Source organism: Granulicella rosea (assembly GCF_900188085.1).
GTDB classification, from domain to species: domain Bacteria; phylum Acidobacteriota; class Terriglobia; order Terriglobales; family Acidobacteriaceae; genus Edaphobacter; species Edaphobacter rosea.
The window spans coordinates 407845-425904 of sequence record NZ_FZOU01000002.1 but is presented as its reverse complement, the minus strand read 5'-3'; the positions used below and the strand labels follow the sequence as shown (position 1 = coordinate 425904).

The following is an 18060-nucleotide window of genomic DNA, read 5'->3' as shown; positions in this document are numbered from 1 at the left end:
CAGCTTCGCGGGCCCTCGCCCGAATGCGGAAGGGGTGCCGTTTTGGGAAGTGGAAGCCGCGCGACCGGCTTTTATTAATTGCCGAGCTTGTACCGGGTCTCTGCCAGCCGGAAGAGCGGCCGCCAGACCAGCCGGTTCGTCGTCACCACCATCAATGCCATCACAATGGTCGCGAGCAGCAGGAGGGGAAACTTGCCGCTTTCGGTCGCGGCGCTGATCTGTGCGCCCAGGCCGACCGTCTGCAGGGTCTGGTTCTTCACGCGGAAGTATTCGGCGATGATGCTCGCGTTCCAGGCGCCGCCCGACGCCGTCACCATGCCGGTGATGAGGAAGGGAAAGATGCCTGGCAGGATGACCGTCTTCCAGCGCTGGATCGTCGTGAAGTGGAAGAGCGTCGCAACCTCCTTCAGGTCGGACGGGATGGCCATGGCGCCGGCGATGACGTTGAACAGGATGTACCACTGCGTGCCGAGCAGCATCAGCGCGATGGAGCCGATGCCCATGCCGCCGCCGATCTGAACCAGCGCGATCAGGATGACGGGGAAGAGCGCCGTCGCCGGGACCGACGCCGCGATCTGCGCCAGAGGCTGCGCGATGCGTGCGAGCCGCGGATGAAACCCGATGGCGACGCCGACCGGGATCGTCCACGCGGCGGCCAGCGCGAGCGAGAGGTTCACCCGAAGGAAGGTGGCGAGGGCGCCCTTGGCGATCTGCAGATACTCCGAACCCTGTACCGGGCGCAGCAACTGCACGGCCTGAAACGCCGCGAAGAGGACAACGCCGCTGACCGCGACGAGCAGCACGATCTGGAGCACAGCGGTGCGGCGGCGACCGGCCGGGGCGCCAGCCTCAGCCAGTCGCATCAGCTTGCGCTCGCGGCGCGCGGCGAGCCTCGCGTAGATGCTCTCGGACAATGGCGTGGTCGTATGGCGCAGGACCGACGCCAGCGCGTTCGAGTGCGTCAGCAGATGCAGGATCGGCGAGCTGACGCGCTTGTTGCTTTCGACCGCCTCGAACTTGAACTTGTCGCTCCAAGCGATCAACGGCCGCCAGACGATCTGGTCGGTCGCGACGATGATCGCGACCATCGTGCCCAGCCCCCACGCGATGCCCGCGCCGTTGCCGGAGTCGGCGGCGGTCTGGAGGTAGGAGCCCAGACCGGGCAGGCGGAAGTCGCGGCTGCCGAGGTGGAACATCTCGCACGCCATCAGAAAGAACCAGGCGCCGGCGACGGACATGATGGAGTTCCAGACAAGGCCGATGGCCGCGTAGGGAAGCTCGAGCTGCACCAGCCGCTGGAAGGCCGAGAAGCGGTAGATGCCGGTCGCCTCGACCAGTTCCTTGGGGATCGACTTCAGCGAAGAGTAGAAGCTGAAGGCCATGTTCCAGACCGAGCCGGTGAAGATGAGCACGATGGCGCCCATCTCCACGCCGAGCTGCCGCGTGGGAAACAGCGCGACCATCGCGAGCATGACGCCGGGCAGGAAGCTGAGGACTGGAATCGACTGCAGGATGTCCAGAATCGCGATCATGATGGGTTCCGCGCGTTTGTTGTACGCGGCGAGATAGCCGTAGCCCACGGCGAAGACGAGACTCAACAGATAGGCCAGCCCGATGCGGACGACCGAATAGAACGCATACAGCGGCAGCGCCCGCGGACGGAGCGAGATGACGATATCGGGCTCCGCCGTTCCGGCCCAGAACATGGCGATGCGTACGACCGCGTAGAAGCACGCGAGGCCGATGGCCGCGATGCAGAGGTCGAGGAAGAAGGGCCAGCTACGCTCCAGCACCTGGGTGCGAGCGAGCGTCTCCCGCGACTGACTCCCAAGGGTCTGGAGCCGGTTGAAGCGGTGGGGGAGCCGGATCATGCGTCGATCTCCCCTTCGGTGCGGCTCGTGTGCTCGACGTCGGTCTCGTGGACGAGCTTCTCCGGTTGGATAAAGCGGCGGCGAGACGCGTCGAAGTCGAACAGCTCCGCATAGCGGCCCCAGGAGATGGCGGTCTCGAGCTGGCGCAGGGTCTCCTCTTCGCTGAACTGCTCGTCGAGCATGTCGTGGAAGAAGTCTTCGGGCACGCTCTTGTCGCTCTTGGCCTCGACCGCGCGTACGATCTGGCGCAGCAGCAGCACGTTCTCGACGGCGGCGGTGCGGAAGAGCTCTTTCTGACGCAGAATTTCGCCGTTGGCGTACTCCGTTCCCGTGGAGGTGATGGCCGCGTCGCCTTCGTTGACGGTCAGAAAGCCGAGCAACTGCGCGGCATCCACGATCGGCAGCAGATCGTCGATCTCAAAGGCAAGATCGTCGGCCAAGCGGTAGATGTCATCCTTGCCGTGGTGGTCCAGCACCAGCTCCAGCAGTCCGGCTATGCCGCCTGGACGCGCGTGTGGCAGCATCTGGTAGTGCATCTGGCGCTGGTCGCGGACGGGCTTGCCGGTGGGTGTGGTCGGCAGAGCCGGCGGTTTGGCGTCCGGCTGCGTCAGCACCTTGTAGATATAGTCGACGAGTTGGGTGAAGGCGGTCGCCTTGCGATCGCGCGGATGCGGCAGCGAGACCTTGAAGTCCGTGCGGATGTGGCCGGGATTGCGCCCCAGCACCACGATGCGGTCGGCCAGCAGCACCGCTTCTTCGATATTGTGGGTCACGATGAAGATGGCCTGCGTCGGGATCGTCTTCTTCTGCCACAGCTCCAGCAGCTCGGAGCGCAGGTTTTCGGCCGTCAGCACGTCGAGCGCGGAGAACGGCTCGTCCATGAAGAGGACCTCGGGCTCGACGACCAGGGCGCGCGCGAATCCAACGCGCTGGCGCATGCCGCCCGAGAGCTCCTTGGGGTAGGCGGCCTGGAATCCGTCCAGACCGACGGTGTCGAGAATCTTGATGGACCGGCGGCGGCGTTCGGCCGGCTCCATGCCCCGGGCCTTCAGCGGCGCCTCGACGTTTTCGAGCACCGTGAGCCAGGGGAAGAGCGCGAAGCTCTGGAAGACGATCGAGACGTTCGCATCCGCCGACGCAATCGGCTTCTCATGCCAATAAACCTGGCCGGCCGAAGGCGCCGAGAGACCTGTCAACATGCGGAGCAGCGTGGACTTGCCGGATCCCGAGGGGCCGAGCAGGGCGACAATCTCTCCTGGCACGATCGACAGATCGGTAGGGGAGATGACCTGGATGCGATTCTCGCTGGGCTGCGCATAATACTTTTCCACGCGTTCGGCCCGGATGATAGCTGCTGGCATTCAATGTTCCCGTAACTGAAGTAGACGCGTAAAAAACACGCTGCGCCCTGTTGCCTCCGGTCAGCGTATCATTACTTAGCTGGTATAACGGTTAAAGCGGCTGCACGAACGTCGCCCAGCCGTACCGGCAAGAAAACGAAGACCACCTGGGGATACTCCGCATGTCTGAAACAACCGCCAGCACACCGTCGAAACCGCGCGTTCTTGTTGCCGATGACGAGCAGGTCATCGCCAATACGCTCGCCATCATCCTGAATCAGGCAGGTTTCGAAGCACGTGCTGTATATAGCGGCGAAAAGGCGATCGAGGCGCTCGACACCTTTGAACCGGATATGCTCATTAGCGACGTCATCATGACCGGAATGACCGGCATCGAGGCGGCAATCGCAACGCGACAGAAACGTCCTAACTGCAAAATTCTGCTGTTCTCCGGCCAGGCCGCCACGGCCGATCTGCTGGAGAAGGCGCGCGCGCAGGGTCATGAGTTCGAGATTCTGGCCAAGCCCGTACATCCCACCGACCTGCTCGCCAAACTGCGGCGGTAGGTCCACCAGATTTACCTTCTAAGCGACAGGCATCCACGGGCGCGGAGCATCACTCCCCTGGGTGCCTGTGGCTATTTAAGCGGGCCGCTTCTTAACCTTCAATTAAGGTGAGAGGGTTCTCTTGCGGTCCTTCACCCGCACCGCGGGCGACCCCGCATAGACCGTCCATGCCTCCAGGTCGTGCGTGGCGACCGACGCCAGCCCCAGCACCGCGCCTTCGGCGATCTGTACGCCCGGCGCAACGGAAGCCCGCGCGCAGACCCAGGCGTAAGCCCCGATCTCCATCTCATAGGCGAGCAGCGGGAAGCCGGGGTCGTTGTAGTCGTGCGTGGCGCCACACAGATAAGCGCCCTGCGACAGGATCGCATGCGAGCCCAGCCGAACTCGTGCCGGGTTGTAGATCTCCGCGTCGTCGCCGACCCCGACCGAGTCGGCGCAGTGGAGGTTCCACGGCGCCCAGACCCGTGACGACGGGTAGAAATGGCAGTTCGGCCCGAGCGTCGCTCCAAAGAGCCGCAGCAGCATCGCCCGCCAGCTATGCATCGGGCGGGGTGACGTGCGGTAAAGCAGCGCGTGGACGATGTTCCAAACCAGCCGGCGTGCGCGGTTGCCGGCTGGAAAGGCCGGACGCAGGTAAGCGTCGGTGGCGGTGTCTGCGGAGATGTGTTCGGCCGCGTTGTAAGCGGGCTTTCTGGCCATGATCGTCTTTCTATCCTACGATGGCCCGGCGGGTCTGAAGAGGTTGTGGATCGCCTGTATGTTTCCGCGCAGATCGTACCGGCGCTCGAAGCAGACGAGTGCGCTGGCAGCCAGCTCTGCGCGCTCGGCGGCGGTGCTGGCGAGCCAGCGCTCAAGCAGACGATTCACACCCTCCCGCGTGTCCGGCTCGACATATCCGGCGCGATCGGCGGCGATCTCCGGGGCGATGTTCACCTTGTCCGACAGCAGCACCGGCGTTCCGCAGGCGAGCGCCTCGGCGACGGCAATGCCGAAGTTCTCCTGATGCGACGGCAGAACGAAGGCCTCCGCAGCCCGAAGCGCGCCCCACTTGGCGTCGCCGTCGATCATGCCAGTCCAGTGGATGCGGTCCGCGACGCCAAGCTCCGCGGACCTCGCCTGCAGCTCGGCGGCCCAGCCCATCTGGTCTGGACCCGCCATCAGCAGGTCGACCCCTGGCATACGATGCGCAACCTCCGCAACAGCCTCGATCAACAGATCGCAGCCCTTCTTGGGATGGATGCGCCCGAGGAAGAGCAGAAAACTCCGCCCCCGAAGCTGCGGAGTACGTTCGAAAAATGCCGCCACCTGTGCCTCCGGATCGGGTGGCGGCGGCATTGTGCCGAAGGGAATGACCGCCTCTTTCCAGCGGTGCAGCCAGAAGCTCTCACGAGCGAGCCGCGCCTCCTCCTGCGTGGTGAAGACGACGCGCGCGGCCCCGCGCAGGATCCAGTATTCGGCGGCGACCCAATACAGCCACTTCCGGTAGTGCTTAAACCTCGACTGATACTTGAAGTAAGGGTCGAGCATTCCGTGCGGAAGCACTACATAGGGCTTGCTTTTGGAGATCGCGCGGAAGACCGCGAGATTGTTGTATTGCCAGAGTCCATGGAGTACTACGCCGTCGAACCGGGGCAGATTCTCGCGCAGCCATGCCGGGAAGGCTGGGGTATAGGCAAAGGCCGTCCTGCCGGGACCGATGGCGTGGATGGAGGCCGGAAGCACTTTCAGAAACGGAACGGAGGGATCGTCCAGCGTAACGACCTCGACGGAGTCTCCCGGCGCGGCATGGCGCAGCAGCGTCAGGACGAACTCCGTGACGCCGCCGTTCTCCGGATCGATACTTGAAATGACGTGCAGGACGCGCATCGGCTATCGCACCCTGGGCCGGAGGCGGGTGACATGTGTGAGCGCCGCGAGCAGGCCTGCGACGTTCTCCTCCAGACCCCATGCATCGATTCGTTTGAGAGCAGTGCGTCCCATGTTCACGGCGGTCTCGGGCGTCGCCAATACGCGGCGCAGGGCGTCGGCGAGAGCGTCGACATCACGAACCGGGTAGACGAAACCTTCAACGCCGTCGGTGAGCAGATCGGGCTGGCACCCCACGTCGTCCGACAGGATGACCGGCCGCGCTGCGTTCATCACCTCATTCACGATCAGCCCCCAGGGCTCGTGACGCGAGGGAAGCACGAAGACCGTCGCAAGATCGAAAAAGCGCGGCAGCTCGGACTGGTTGCGAAATCCGCAGAAGCGCACCCCTTCAAGCCCGGCAGCCTGCCGTTCCAGCGCGAGGCGCTCCTCGCCATCGCCAACAATCAACAGGTAAGGCGCCGGCTGCATCCCTGAAAGCTGCGCATAGGCTGCGACAAGGTCGTCGCAGTGCTTGCGCGTCTGCAGCTTCGAAGCAAAAAGGATGACCGGGCGGCCGGGCTCCAGTTGGAACTCCGCCTGCAACTCCCGCCGACGCGTGGACGCCAGCGCGCATTGCGCCTGAAACCACTGGTTGTCCACCGCGTAAGGCATGCGGAAGAGCGGATAATCCGGCCCGAAGTACAGACGCCAGTAGTCTTCGTTGAGAGTTCCCGTCGTCAGCACGGCGTCGACCAGCGGCCGCAGCATGTGGAAGAAAGCTGATTTGGCCGCCAGCTTCCAGGGGCTGCGCGCGCGATCTTTCAGGGAAGAGTCCGAACGCAGCAGAACGGGAATACGCAGAAAGTTCGCTGCCAGGATACCTTGCATCGCGAGCGCCGTCGCATAACCGTGGACCCACAACGCGTCGAAGGGTTGGCCTCCCCAACCGGCGAGGCGTGACAACAGGCCGCGGCAGATCGGCGAAAATGTTCCGTTCGTCCCGTTGTCCCGCAGCTTTGGCAGAAACTCATAACGGTAGCCGTCGAGCAAGGGCACATCCCACTTCACCTCGACGCCGAAGCCGTCATCTCTATACCCGCGGACGGAAAAGTCCGACCCGAAGAAGACAGTCAGTTCGATCCCCGGCTCATGCGCGATGCGCCGCAGCAGCGGAGCCTGGTATTGAATCGGATGACTGACGAGATAGGCAAGCCGGATCGGTCGCGTCATGTCGATCAGTGATATTGAAGCGCGACGACCAGCAGTGAGGCGACGCTGCTCAGGGTGTTGATTCCATTCGACTTGATCGCCGCCCGAATGGCGCTTGAGGGGAGAATCACAATATCATCGGCCTGGAGAACCGGGTCCGGCGCCTTGTTCTTCAGCACCAGATTCATGTCGATCGGCAGGATGCGTCGCTCGGCGCCAAAGGTCCGGATGATGCGTACCTCGCTCAGTTTGCCCTCGAAGCCCGCGCCGCCGCTAAGCGAGGTCGCCTCGAGCAGCGTCAGGGGAGAGCTTTGCACCAGCGGGATGGCGCCCTGCGTCTTGAACGCGCCCACCACATAGACCACGCCGACGTGAGAGAGCACGATGGTGTCGCGCGGCCGGATGAGGATGTTCGCCTTCGCGCTCTGCACTGGGTCCGTGCCCAGATCGACGACGATGGGCTGATCCAGCCCCGGCCGGAGCACCGTGATGACCCGGCTGATCGTGTTCGGGATTGGGCCGGGGCCGGTAGCCGCCAGAATTTCGAGCAGATGCCGTTCGCCGCTGACCGGGATGACCGCGTGAAGTTCGCCTGTCACGGTTACGGTCTGATTCTGCGACTCCGTGATCTGGATCGTCACCTGTGGGTTGCGATACATGCCGGCGTCGATCAGCCGAGTCGCGATCAGCCGCTCCGCCTGATGCAGCGGCAGCCCTCCGACCGGGACCAATCCGATGAGCGGAAGCTGCACCGTGCCGTCGACCGAAACGCGTGCAGGCGCCGCGTAGCTCAGCACGCCGAAGATCGTGACGCTGAGCAGGTCGCCCGGGCCGATCTGCGGGTCGACGCTGGGCGCGGCAAGGACGGCCGGGTCGGTGGTCGGCACGACGGCCCGGTTGGCGGGGCTGTTCGAGAGGAACGCTGGCCCGGAGAACTGCGCCCGGCAATCGACGGTCAGCAGCAGGGCGGCCAAGGTCAGAGCGATGCGCGAGAGGACTCCGCGTTGGATGCTCATGCCTGATCTCCCTTCGTCCGGTTCTTCCGGCCATTCTTGCCTCGGAAGCTCGCGCTCCAGCCATTGTCCAGATTGGCGTAGCCGTCGCCCGAGTAGCCATAATAGCTTTCATACTCGGGCGCGCTGAGATCGACCGCGTTCAGCACGATGCCTTTGAGCGGGCAGTTGGAGCGGACAAGCAGATCGCGCGCGCGCCGCACCACGTGCTTGTTGGATTTTCCGTGGCGCAGGACGAGGATGACGGCGTCGACCATGCCGCCCAGCTCCACGCCGTCGGTGACGGAGAGAATGGGCGGCGAATCGATGACGACATGCGTGTAGATCTCGCCGGCGTAGCGCAGCAGCTCGCGCATGGCGGTGGAGCTGACGAGCTCGGTCGGGAAGGGGGGCACGGGGCCGCTGGTCAGGATGTCGAGGCTGGGCAGCTCATCGAGATGCTGGAGCGATTCTTCGAGCGTCGACGAGCCGCTCAGATAGGTGCTCAACCCGAGACGGCCCTCGAGTCCGAGCCGGACATGTACGGCCGGGCGGCGGAGATCGGCGTCGATCAGCAGTACGCGCGCGCCGCGCTGGGCGAGGATCGCGGCAAGATTGATGGAGGTCGTCGTCTTGCCTTCGCCCGGCGCCGCGCTGGTAAACATCAGCAGCTTGGGCTCGCGGCCGGCGGTCGAAAGCAGCAGAGCCGTGCGCAGCGCGCGGAAGGACTCGGTGAACTGCGACTTCGGCTGGGAGATGACGGGTAGCGGCGAGGTATCCGGGACCGCCGCACCGGCAGGTTTGCGCAGCCGCGGAATGACCGCCAGCGACGGCATCTCCGTGATCGCTTCGAGTTCGGTGACGCTGCGGATACCCGTATCGAGCGTGTCCAGCAGAAACGCGATCAGCACGCCCAGAATCATTGCGACGGCCAGTGTCGTGAGCACCAGCGTGGATTTGGGCCTCAGCATGGGCGAAGCCGGCGGCACGGCCTGGTCGACGATGTCGATCTCAAGCGACTCCAGACCGGCCTGGATGCCTGCCGTCCGCAACCGCTGCAACAAGCCCTCGTAGAGCGTTCGGTTGGATTCGAACTCGCGCTGCCGCAGGGTGTATTCAACCAGGTCGTCGCGCAGCTTGTAGGCGTCCGCCTTCTGGGCATCGAGTGCGGCGTTGGTCTTCTCCTCGTTGGCCTGCGCGATCAGGTAATTCTCTTTGGACTGCAGCAGCAGACGGTTCTGCTCAGCGGCAACCTGCCGGGCCAGCTCGTCGATCTGCGCTTTGGTGGACTTCGCCTGCGGATGGTTCGGGCCGAGTGTCGCCTCTTGCTCCGCATAGGTCGAACGGGCGGTGGAGAGCTGGGTGCGAAGCGCATTCAGACCGCTTGGCGGCAGACCCGGGCCAGCGTCGATCGACCCTTCGATGGCGTCGGGCTCCATACCGGAGAGCATCCGGTAGCGTGACTCCGCGATGATGCGCGCCAGCTTCGCCTGACCCGATGCCTTGGCGAGGTCGTCGAGCGAGGTGCTGATCTGGTTATGCGTCGGATCGAAGCCGAGGATGCCAAGCCTCCGCTGCAGGTTGATCATCTTCTCCTGCGAGGCTTCGACGTCCGCCTTCAGATCTTCGAGCTGCTTCGAAAGCCACTTGGAGACGCGCTGCGTGGATGCGAAACGCGTCTCGTAGCTGCGCTGGATGTACTCGGAGATGACGGTATTGACGATCTCGGCGGAAAGTTTGCCATCGAGACTGCTGTAGCTCAGCCGCAGAATGTTCGTGCGGGGCTGCATGGCGATCTTCAGGTTGGAGCTTAAAACCAGCAGCGTCCCCTGACGCACCTGCGGATCGTTCAGATCGCGGCGCGGCTCGGGCGCCGTCTTCCTGCCCAGAAAAGCGGGGTTGTTGCAGAGGTCGAGATCCTTGGCGACGGTCAAGAGCAGCGTGTCGCTCTGCAGAATGGCCGTCTCGGTCATCATCTGCGTCATTGTGTCCTGCCCGAGACCCACCGGGGAGGTGAGCTTGTACTGGTCGGCCGAGCCGGTTCGCACCTGGATGCGTCCATACGCCTCGAAGATTCTGGGCTGGAAGAAGGCGCGGTAAAGACCGAAGGCGGCGCCGAGAACGAACGCGACGATGAGAACCCAACGGCGTTTGCGTAAGGTGAGCAGCGCGTCGGCTAGGGATGCGTCAGCCGCCTGGGGAATTGATCCCGGCATGGTTGGGATTGCACCCCCGGAGGGTTTGCCTGGGATTTCGTTTCGATCCATTTTTATCAGTCTACTTGGAACCGGGGAGGTTGGTATGTTGACGCGAGCCAATTATTGCATGTGGATGGAAAGAGATGAAATTCGTACGGCGTCAGGCCGTCGTGAGCTTCGGGGCGAGCATCGCCACTGTCTTTTGTTCGACCGCTTCCAGCCACGCCTGGGTGCATACCTTACGCCGAAGAAGCTGGCCGCCCAGCAGGGCGACAGGGTCCGGCTGGCGCTGCTTCGCCGAACCGAAGTGGAAGGGAACAGCCGCGATCAGCGCCGGCCCGCCGTCGGCGCGCGCGCGTCCGATCGACTCCTGCGCGACGCGGTAGAGCGCGATGGCGTCGCTGGCGTCAACCGCGATGCCGGGCACGCCGCGAGCCTGCGACAACGCGGCCAGATCGTAGCTAGCACCCGCTTCGCAGGAGACGACGAAGACAACCGGCAGCTCGCCCCCGAGCGCCGTTCCCAGAACCGCACGCCAGTCCGCGCGCGGAAGGTCCGCCTGATCCGCGTACACGAGCAGCACATTCTTCTGCGCCGCGGCCTTCAACGCCATGGCCGCGCCAAGCGCGAGTTGCAACCGCTCCGGCGCCTTGCCGAGGGTGGGCAGCCGGTGCGGACTCCCGCCGGCCTTTCCGCTGACGACCTTCTTCAGTTCCGCGCCCAGGATGATGTCGAGCGCGACGCCGGCGCCGGTCTCGCTGACAAGATCGCCGAGCGCGTCACGCAAGCCGATGGCGGTGGCGGCCCAGAGAGCCTCGCGGCCCAGGGCGATCGAGGCGGTGCGAGGCTTGCGCTTGCCCAGCAGACGCGTCTGCACCATGGCGATATATATATCGCGCAGCCGCTGGTTGGGGATCAGTGGATTTTCGAAGGCCTTGGCGCTCACGTGTGGCTTTGTCCAGTCTGTGGCTGTATTAAAAAGACTAGCCCCATGATAGCCTCGCTTTGGCTCGGCGATCATGGGGCGTCCGGTCAGGGTCAGGCGCGAGCAGGATCCTTGATCTCGGTGTCGAGTCCGAGGTCGGCGAACGCCTGCTGGGCGGCCTTCGGGTCGAAGCTGCCTTCGCGGGCGAGCTTGGAGAGCGTCGCGCCGACGATGGCCTCGGCCGAGACCTCGAAGTGGCGGCGCAGGTGCTCGCGGTTGTCCGAGCGGCCGAATCCGTCCGTTCCCAGCGTGACAAGACGCGACTGCAGCCAGGGCGACAGGGCATCGGGCAGGCTCTTCATATAGTCGGATGCGGCAATGATCGGGCCTGCCGTACCGTCCAGCAGCGTCGCCAGGTAGGACTTCCTCTCGGGTTCGGCCGGGTGCAGACGGTTCCAGCGTTCGACCGAGAGCGCCTCGCGACGAACCTCGTTGTAGCTTGGCACGGACCAGACATCGGCATGCACGCCGTACTTCTCGGCGAGGATGCCCTGCGCCTTGACGACCTCGTTCAGGATCGGGCCGGAGCCGAAGAGCTGGGCGACGGCGGTCCCGGCTGCGGGCTGATACTTGTAGAGGCCCTTCAGGATGCCTTCGGTGACGCCCTCGGGCATCGCCGGCTGGAGGTAGTCCTCGTTGTACATGGTGAGGTAGTAGAAGACGTTCTCGCCCTCCTGGTACATGCGGCGCAGGCCGTCCTGCACGATGACCGCCATCTCGTAGACAAAGGCGGGATCGTAGGTAATGCAGGTTGGGACGGTGCCGCTGAGCACGGGGGAGTGGCCGTCCTGATGCTGGAGACCTTCGCCAAGCATCGTGGTGCGACCGGCGGTTCCACCCATCAGGAAGCCCTTGCCGCGCGAGTCGGCGAAGGCCCAGGCCATATCTCCGATGCGCTGGAAGCCGAACATGGAGTAGTAGAGATAGAACGGCACGGTAGGTACCCGGTAGTTGGTGTACGCAGTGCCCGCGGCGGTGAAGCTGGCCATGGAGCCGGCTTCGGTGATGCCTTCCTCGAGAATCTGACCGTTCTTCTTCTCGTTGTAGCTGAGCAGCATGTCGGCGTCGTGCGGGATGTACTTCTGGCCCTCGGGCGCGTAGATGCCGACGGCCTTCATGACGCTCTCGAAGCCGAAGGTGCGGCCCTCATCCGGGATGATGGGGACGATGAGCTTGCCGATCTCGGGGTGCTTCAACATGCCGTTGAGCATGTTGACGAAGCCCATGGTGGTCGAGATGGCGCGGCTGCCGGAGCCGCCCAGCCAGCCCTTGAAGAAGTCGATCGCCGGGGCGTCGAAGTTCTTCGCGGGAATCTCGCGCTTGGGCAGGTAACCGCCGAGCGCGGCGCGATGGGCGTGCAGGTACTGGAGCGCGGCATCGTCGTCGGCCGGCTTGTAAAAGTCGGCGTTCAGCGCGGCGGTCTCGGGCAGCGGTATGTCGAAGCGCTTGACGAAGGCGGCAAGCCCTTCATCGGTGAGCTTCTTCTCTGAGTGGGTTGGGTTGCGCGACTGGGCCGAAGCGATGCCATAACCCTTGACCGTGTGCGCGAGAATGACCGTCGGGCCGCCCTTATGCTCGACGGCGCGCTTGTAGGCGTTGTAGATCTTGATGGGATCGTGACCGCCGCGGTGCAGGTGGGCCAGCTCCTCATCGGTCTTGTGCTCGACGATCTTGAGCAGTTCGGGGTACTTGCCGAAGAAATGCTCGCGCAGATACGCGCCATCCTTGGCCTTGAAGCGCTGGTAGTCGCCGTCGACGCACTCCTCCATCCGCTTGAGCAGCAGGCCGGTATGGTCGAGCGCGAAGAGTTCGTCCCAGTCCGAGCCCCAGAGTACCTTGATGACGTTCCAGTTCGCGCCGCGGAAGACAGCTTCCAGCTCGTCGATGATGCGGGCGTTGCCGCGCACGGGTCCGTCGAGACGCTGCAGGTTGCAGTTGACGACGAAGATCAGGTTGTCGAGCTTCTCGCGTGCGCCGAGCGAGATGGCGCCGAGCGTGTCGACCTCGTCGGTCTCGCCGTCGCCGACGAAGGCCCAGACCTTGCGGCCGGTCTTCTCGATCAGGCCGCGGTTCTCGAGATAGCGCATGAAGCGCGCCTGGTAGATGGCGTTGAGCGGACCGATGCCCATGCTGACCGTGGGGAACTGCCAGAAGTCCTGCATCAGCCAGGGATGCGGATAGCTGGAGAGGCCAGGCGTGTCGCGGAGCTCGTGGCGGAAGTTGTGCAGGTGATCTTCGGTCAGGCGGCCTTCGAGGAATGCGCGGGAGTAGACACCGGGCGAGGCGTGACCCTGAAAATAGATGAAATCGCCGGGCTCACTGCCATAGGAGGCGCGGAAAAAGTGGTTAAAACCGACCTCAAGCAGCGTGCATTGCGAAGAGTAGGTCGAAATATGGCCGCCAATGCCCGCGTCGTACTTGTTCTGCTTGTGCACCATCGCCATGGCGTTCCAGCGGATCAGCGCTTCGACGCGGCGTTCGAGATTGCGATCACCGGGGTAGGGAACCTCGTCGTGCTTGGGGATGGTGTTCTTGTACGGCGTGGTCACGCTGCCTGCGACCGGGACGCCGGCCTCATTCGCGCGCTGACGCAAAGCCTTCAACAGATCGGCGCCGATCTCCCAGTCCTGTGCGACCACCTGGTCAAAGGCTTCGATCCACTCGGCGACCTCGGCGGCGATGTCCTGCTTCTCCGCGGGCGTCCGGTTCTGGGTGCTGGCAGCGATTTCAAGCTTGGTCGACATGGGACTCCGGTCTCAGTTGTGAGGTTCAGCATAGTGCTGTCGCTTATAACGATATAAGGGATGGCGCGAACCTGTCATCTTCTGTGCGATCAATGACCGGAGCGGCTAGGTGGAGTAGTCCGCATTAATGCTCACATACTCTGCCGTCAGGTCGCAGGTCAGAAAGGTGCAGGCCGCCTCGCCTTCGCCGAGGTCGATCGCAATGGTGTACTCGCGGGCGGACATCGCCTCGTGGGCGGCGGCCTCGTTGAAGAGCGCTGCGCGAACACCGTTCTCGAAGACCAGTTGATCGCCGATCCGGATGGTGACGCGGTTCGGGTCGAAGGCGACGCCGGAGTAGCCGGCTGCCGCGAGCAGACGTCCCCAGTTCGGGTCCGCGCTCGACCATGCGGTCTTGCACAGGGGCGAGTGGGCGATGGCCTTCGCGACCTGCTTCGCCTCTTCATAGGTCTCGGCGCCGTTGATCTGCAGCGTGACGACGTGGGTGACGCCTTCGCCGTCGTCGATGATCTGGTGGGCGAGCGAGCCGCAGACCAACTCCAGCGCATTGGCAAAGGCCTCGCCGATGCGGTCGTCGAGCGAGACGCCGCTGGCGCCGCTGGCGAGCAGCAGCACGGTGTCATTGGTCGAGGTGTCGCCGTCGATCGAGATGGAGTTGAAGCTGCGTTCGACCGCCGGCTGCAGAAACTCGCGCAGGCTGGCAGGCGAGGCGGCGAGGTCGGTAAAGAGATAGACCAGCATCGTCGCATGCGGCGGACCGAGCTGCGGATGGATCATCCCGGCGCCCTTGGCCGCGCCGAAGAGATGAACGTCCGTGCCGTCGACGTCGATGACCGCGCGGGCGACCTTCATCTTCGTGTCGGTGGTCATGATCGCCTTGGCGAAGAGCTCGGCGTGGTCGGGCGTTTCGCCCAGCGCGGCCTGCACGGCGGGCAGCGCGGCGACGACCTTATCCACCGGAAACGGGACGCCGATGATGCCGGTCGAAGACGGGAAGACCTCATCGAAGATGCAGCGGAAGCGCTCGGCCGCGGCCTTGCATGTGCGGAGGCAGGCGTCGATGCCGGGCTGACCCGTGGCGCAGTTGGCGTTGCCGGCATTCACCAGCACGGCGGTGACGCGTCCGCCGGTGGACGCCAGGTGCCGGCGGCCGACCGTGACCGGCGCCGCGACCACCTGGTTCTTCGTGTACATCGCCGCTGCGTTCGCGCCGCGCGGAGCGTAGGCCACCGCGACGTCGAGATTACCGCTGGCCTTGATGCCTGCCTTGACCGCACCCCATTGAAAACCGCGTGGGAGTGCGGCCGACTGCTGTTGTTGCTCGCCCATAGTGTCTTTACTCTACTGAAAAACGGGTTGTGGAGGGGCGGCCCGAAGGAGAACAGGCCACCGCCAAAGAAGAGGCGGATCTCCTGCGGAAGTGACAACCAAAGGAACCGGCTAGGACGCCACTAGAAGACGACCGGAAGGGTGCGTCCCTCGGCGCTGCTCACGCGGGCAAGTTCGAGCAGCTTGATGACCTTATATCCCGCCTCGGATGGCACAGCCAGTGGAGCGGCCCCTTTCACCGCGTCGCGGACGTTGGCGTAGAAGTCGCGATAATCTCCCAGCGCGGTCTCGACCTTCGTCCGGACCAGCGTGCCGGGATCGGCGAGTACGGGCGCGATGGTCAGCGTGCCCCAGCAGGACTCGTCATCCCTCAGCCAGGAGTCGGGCGCGGGGCCCATCACCGGAGGGTGGCTTCCGGCGAGCAGCGTCGGCTCCTGCGGGTCGAGTCCGTACTTCCTGAAGCTGCCCGCCGTTCCATGCAGCAGAAAGCGTGGCGCGGCGTCCGCGGCAATCATGCTCGACCGGCAGTGCGCCCGCAGGCCGTGGCCCTGCCAGTCGGGAAAGCTCAGCGTGATATCGAAGGCGTCTTCGATGGCCGTATCGTCGCGATCGGTGCGGACGCTGGCAGTGATGCTGGCCGGGTCGCCGAAGAGGGCGAGCGCCTGGTCGACCAGATGCGGGCCAAGGTCGAAGAGCAGCCCGTTGGCCGGGTTGCCGGCCTCCTTCCATGTGTTCTCGCGCGGAATGGGGCGGTATCGGTCGAAGTGCGACTCGAAGGTGACCAGGCGGCCGAGCTTTTCGGTCTCCACCAGTCCGCGGACGGTCTTGAAGTCGCCATCCCAGCGGCGATTGTGGAAGGGAGCGACGACCAGCCCCTTGGACGAAGCCAGCGCGATCAGCGCGAGGCACTCGTCGCTGGTGGCGGCGAAAGGCTTGTCGATGACCACATGCTTGCCGGCGGTCAGAGCCTTGTGGGCGAGTTCGTAGTGCGTCTCGTTCGGGGTCGACACCACAATGAGATCGATGGCCGGGTCGGCGAAGAGCTCGTCGGACGAGCGGAGAATCCGCACCGCCGGATAGGCCTCGGCCGCCTCGTCTCCCTTGCGTTGAACGATGGCGTGCAGGTGCAGTCCAGGCACCGCGCTGACGAACGGCGCATGAAAGACGCGGGTCCCGAGTCCGAACCCGATGATGCCGACATTGATTCCCTGAGCCATCGTGAATCTCCCTTGAGTCCGGTTGGACGCAGTCCGCAGTGTACCCGGAAGCCTGCTTTCGAGGCCATTTCGAGGTGAATTTGCGATAAATCCGACGATTTCAGGCGGTTTTCACAAAAAATGAATTTTCCTCGCAGTCCGTCGCATCTGAAAACAGGACATGAGAGAAACAGTGCCGAGAGAGCGTTCTCCCGAATTACTCCCATCACGAACAGGTGCAGGTAACATAACCAGTATGAGTGCAAGCAAACGAACGCCCGCTGGACGGGCAGCCCAGATGGCGGGGCCGGTACTCGCCCTCAGCCTCTTCGGAGTGGGCGGAATGATGCAGGCGCAGGCGCCGGGATCGACCGGCCAGAACGCAGCTCAGTCCACCGCTTCCACCGCGCAGTCGGTCGCTGGCGGACAAACCCTACTTTACGGCGCGACCGGACAGAACAGCGCCAGCTCCAGCCAGGACTCCTATCGCGGCTCGGTCGTCGAAGGCAAGTCGACCGGAGCCACCATGGATTTGACGCTCGACGACGCGATTCAGCGTGGCCTGCGCAACAATCTTGGCGTTATTCTGCAGTCGAGCACGGTCAGGAATGCGAACGGTCAGCGGCTGGAGCAGCTTCAGGCGCTTCTGCCAACCGTCTCCGGCCAGGCCTCGATCGAGGTCGAGCAGTTGAACCTTGCGGCCTTCGGTCTGAAGATCGCCGGGATCAAGCCGATCATCGGACCGTTTCAGGTCGTCGACTTTCGCGCCTATCTGACCCAGAATGTGCTGAACCTGAACGCGCTGCAGGGCTACCTTGCCGCGAAGCACAACTTCGCCGGTGCAAAACTGACGGCGGAAGACGCGCACGACATGGTCGTCCTGACGGTTGGCAACGCGTACCTGCTCTGCGTGGCGGATGCCGCGCGGATCGAAGCGGTGAAGGCCGAACTCGCGACCTCAAAGGTCACGCTCGACCAGGCTGTCGCGGGACACGATGCGGGTACGAATCCCCGGCTCGATGTGCTGCGCGCGCAGGTCGACTATCAGAACGAGCAGCAGAGCCTGATCTCGACCACAAATCAGCTCGCGAAGGACAAGCTGGCGCTGGCCCGGACCATCGGCCTGCCGCTCGACCAGGACTTCCGAGCGATCGATCTGTCGCCGTATAAGGCGCTCGACAACGTCGATCCCCAGACTGCTTTCGAGCAGGCGGTGAAGTCTCGCAAAGATCTGCAGGCCATGGCCGAGCAGTTGAAGGGAGCCGAGGCGCAGAAGAAGGCGGCGTGGGACGATCGTCTGCCGACCGCGCAGGTCTCGGGCGACTACGGCGATCAGGGCACAACCTTCGGCCACTCGCACGGAACCTACACTGCAACCGGAACCATCTCGGCGCCGATCCTGCAGATTGCCAAGGATCGCGGCGAGGTGCAGGTCGCGGATGCCGCGGTGCAGGAACAGAAGGCAAAGCTGGCCGACCAGGTGCAGCAGGTGAACGCCGATGTCCGGGACAGCATACTCGACATCCAGGCGGCAGCCAAGCTGGTCGAGGCGGCGAAGTCGAACGTCGATCTTGCAACGGAGGCGTTGAGCGAATCGCAGCAGCGCTTCCATGCCGGCATCGCGGACAACCTGCCGGTATCGCAGGCCCAGTCGCAGCTCGAACAGGCCAACGACCAGTACATCAGCGCGTTGTATCAGCATAACGTCGCGAAGCTTTCACTGGCGCGCGCGCTCGGCGCCGCCCAGACCAACTACAAAGATTATCTCGGAGGGAAGTAGCC

General features: G+C 64.1%; 13 protein-coding genes. 2 read left to right on the top strand and 11 right to left on the bottom strand.

Annotated features, from left to right (window positions below):
• Nucleotides 1-74 precede the first annotated feature (74 nt).
• Nucleotides 75-1871 carry an ABC transporter permease gene (locus tag CHB87_RS07855; protein WP_089407854.1) on the bottom strand — a complete coding sequence of 599 codons (1797 nt, stop codon included), beginning with the start codon at nucleotides 1869-1871 and terminating at the stop codon, nucleotides 75-77.
• Nucleotides 1868-3232 carry an ABC transporter ATP-binding protein gene (locus CHB87_RS07850; protein WP_089407853.1) on the bottom strand — a complete coding sequence of 455 codons (1365 nt, stop codon included), beginning with the start codon at nucleotides 3230-3232 and terminating at the stop codon, nucleotides 1868-1870. The genes CHB87_RS07855 and CHB87_RS07850 overlap by 4 nt, the downstream gene beginning before the upstream one ends.
• A gap of 161 nt (nucleotides 3233-3393) precedes the next feature.
• On the opposite strand from CHB87_RS07850, the gene CHB87_RS07845 reads away from it, so the two are divergent.
• Nucleotides 3394-3777, top strand: a complete 384-nt coding sequence (locus tag CHB87_RS07845) for a response regulator (protein WP_089407852.1) — start codon at nucleotides 3394-3396, stop codon at nucleotides 3775-3777.
• Nucleotides 3778-3879: 102 nt separating this feature from the next.
• Here the strand turns inward: CHB87_RS07845 and CHB87_RS07840 are convergent, their stop codons facing one another.
• The 9 genes from CHB87_RS07840 to CHB87_RS07800 form a co-directional block, all read right to left on the bottom strand.
• On the bottom strand, nucleotides 3880-4476 hold the full coding sequence (locus CHB87_RS07840; RefSeq protein WP_089407851.1) for an LbetaH domain-containing protein: 597 nt from the start codon (nucleotides 4474-4476) through the stop codon (nucleotides 3880-3882).
• Nucleotides 4477-4491: 15 nt separating this feature from the next.
• On the bottom strand, nucleotides 4492-5643 hold the full coding sequence (locus tag CHB87_RS07835) for a glycosyltransferase (RefSeq protein ID WP_089407850.1): 1152 nt from the start codon (nucleotides 5641-5643) through the stop codon (nucleotides 4492-4494).
• A 3-nt stretch (nucleotides 5644-5646) separates the two neighbouring features.
• A complete protein-coding gene (locus tag CHB87_RS07830) occupies nucleotides 5647-6855 on the bottom strand; it encodes a glycosyltransferase family 4 protein (protein ID WP_089407849.1) in 1209 nt (402 codons plus the stop codon).
• A gap of 5 nt (nucleotides 6856-6860) precedes the next feature.
• A complete protein-coding gene (locus CHB87_RS07825) occupies nucleotides 6861-7850 on the bottom strand; it encodes a polysaccharide biosynthesis/export family protein (protein ID WP_089407848.1) in 990 nt (329 codons plus the stop codon).
• Nucleotides 7847-10042 carry a GumC family protein gene (locus CHB87_RS07820; RefSeq protein ID WP_245817879.1) on the bottom strand — a complete coding sequence of 732 codons (2196 nt, stop codon included), beginning with the start codon at nucleotides 10040-10042 and terminating at the stop codon, nucleotides 7847-7849. The genes CHB87_RS07825 and CHB87_RS07820 overlap by 4 nt, the downstream gene beginning before the upstream one ends.
• A 142-nt stretch (nucleotides 10043-10184) precedes the next feature.
• A complete protein-coding gene (locus CHB87_RS07815; protein ID WP_089407846.1) occupies nucleotides 10185-10970 on the bottom strand; it encodes a thiamine pyrophosphate-dependent enzyme in 786 nt (261 codons plus the stop codon).
• A gap of 92 nt (nucleotides 10971-11062) precedes the next feature.
• Nucleotides 11063-13753, bottom strand: a complete 2691-nt coding sequence (gene aceE / locus CHB87_RS07810) for a pyruvate dehydrogenase (acetyl-transferring), homodimeric type (RefSeq protein ID WP_089407845.1) — start codon at nucleotides 13751-13753, stop codon at nucleotides 11063-11065.
• 105 nt (nucleotides 13754-13858) lie between these two features.
• Complete coding sequence (argJ, locus tag CHB87_RS07805; protein ID WP_089407844.1) at nucleotides 13859-15082, bottom strand: bifunctional glutamate N-acetyltransferase/amino-acid acetyltransferase ArgJ; 1224 nt, start codon at nucleotides 15080-15082, stop codon at nucleotides 13859-13861.
• Nucleotides 15083-15204: 122 nt separating this feature from the next.
• Nucleotides 15205-16299: a Gfo/Idh/MocA family protein gene (locus CHB87_RS07800; protein WP_089407843.1), complete on the bottom strand. Its 1095-nt coding sequence runs from the start codon at nucleotides 16297-16299 to the stop codon at nucleotides 15205-15207.
• A gap of 235 nt (nucleotides 16300-16534) precedes the next feature.
• On the opposite strand from CHB87_RS07800, the gene CHB87_RS07795 reads away from it, so the two are divergent.
• A complete protein-coding gene (locus CHB87_RS07795) occupies nucleotides 16535-18058 on the top strand; it encodes a TolC family protein (protein WP_245817878.1) in 1524 nt (507 codons plus the stop codon).
• Nucleotides 18059-18060: the final 2 nt, after the last annotated feature.

Excerpts from the sequence above, each read along its gene's own strand:
- argJ (WP_089407844.1), bottom strand. The coding sequence starts at position 15,082 with ATGGGCGAGCAACAACAGCAGTCGGCCGCACTCCCACGCGGTTTTCAA.
- CHB87_RS07850 (WP_089407853.1), bottom strand. The coding sequence starts at position 3,232 with ATGCCAGCAGCTATCATCCGGGCCGAACGCGTGGAAAAGTATTATGCG.
- CHB87_RS07795 (WP_245817878.1), top strand. The coding sequence starts at position 16,535 with ATGAGTGCAAGCAAACGAACGCCCGCTGGACGGGCAGCCCAGATGGCG.
- CHB87_RS07830 (WP_089407849.1), bottom strand. The coding sequence starts at position 6,855 with ATGACGCGACCGATCCGGCTTGCCTATCTCGTCAGTCATCCGATTCAA.
- CHB87_RS07800 (WP_089407843.1), bottom strand. The coding sequence starts at position 16,299 with ATGGCTCAGGGAATCAATGTCGGCATCATCGGGTTCGGACTCGGGACC.
- CHB87_RS07840 (WP_089407851.1), bottom strand. The coding sequence starts at position 4,476 with ATGGCCAGAAAGCCCGCTTACAACGCGGCCGAACACATCTCCGCAGAC.
- aceE (WP_089407845.1), bottom strand. The coding sequence starts at position 13,753 with ATGTCGACCAAGCTTGAAATCGCTGCCAGCACCCAGAACCGGACGCCC.
- CHB87_RS07855 (WP_089407854.1), bottom strand. The coding sequence starts at position 1,871 with ATGATCCGGCTCCCCCACCGCTTCAACCGGCTCCAGACCCTTGGGAGT.
- CHB87_RS07835 (WP_089407850.1), bottom strand. The coding sequence starts at position 5,643 with ATGCGCGTCCTGCACGTCATTTCAAGTATCGATCCGGAGAACGGCGGC.
- CHB87_RS07820 (WP_245817879.1), bottom strand. The coding sequence starts at position 10,042 with ATGCCGGGATCAATTCCCCAGGCGGCTGACGCATCCCTAGCCGACGCG.
- CHB87_RS07825 (WP_089407848.1), bottom strand. The coding sequence starts at position 7,850 with ATGAGCATCCAACGCGGAGTCCTCTCGCGCATCGCTCTGACCTTGGCC.
- CHB87_RS07845 (WP_089407852.1), top strand. The coding sequence starts at position 3,394 with ATGTCTGAAACAACCGCCAGCACACCGTCGAAACCGCGCGTTCTTGTT.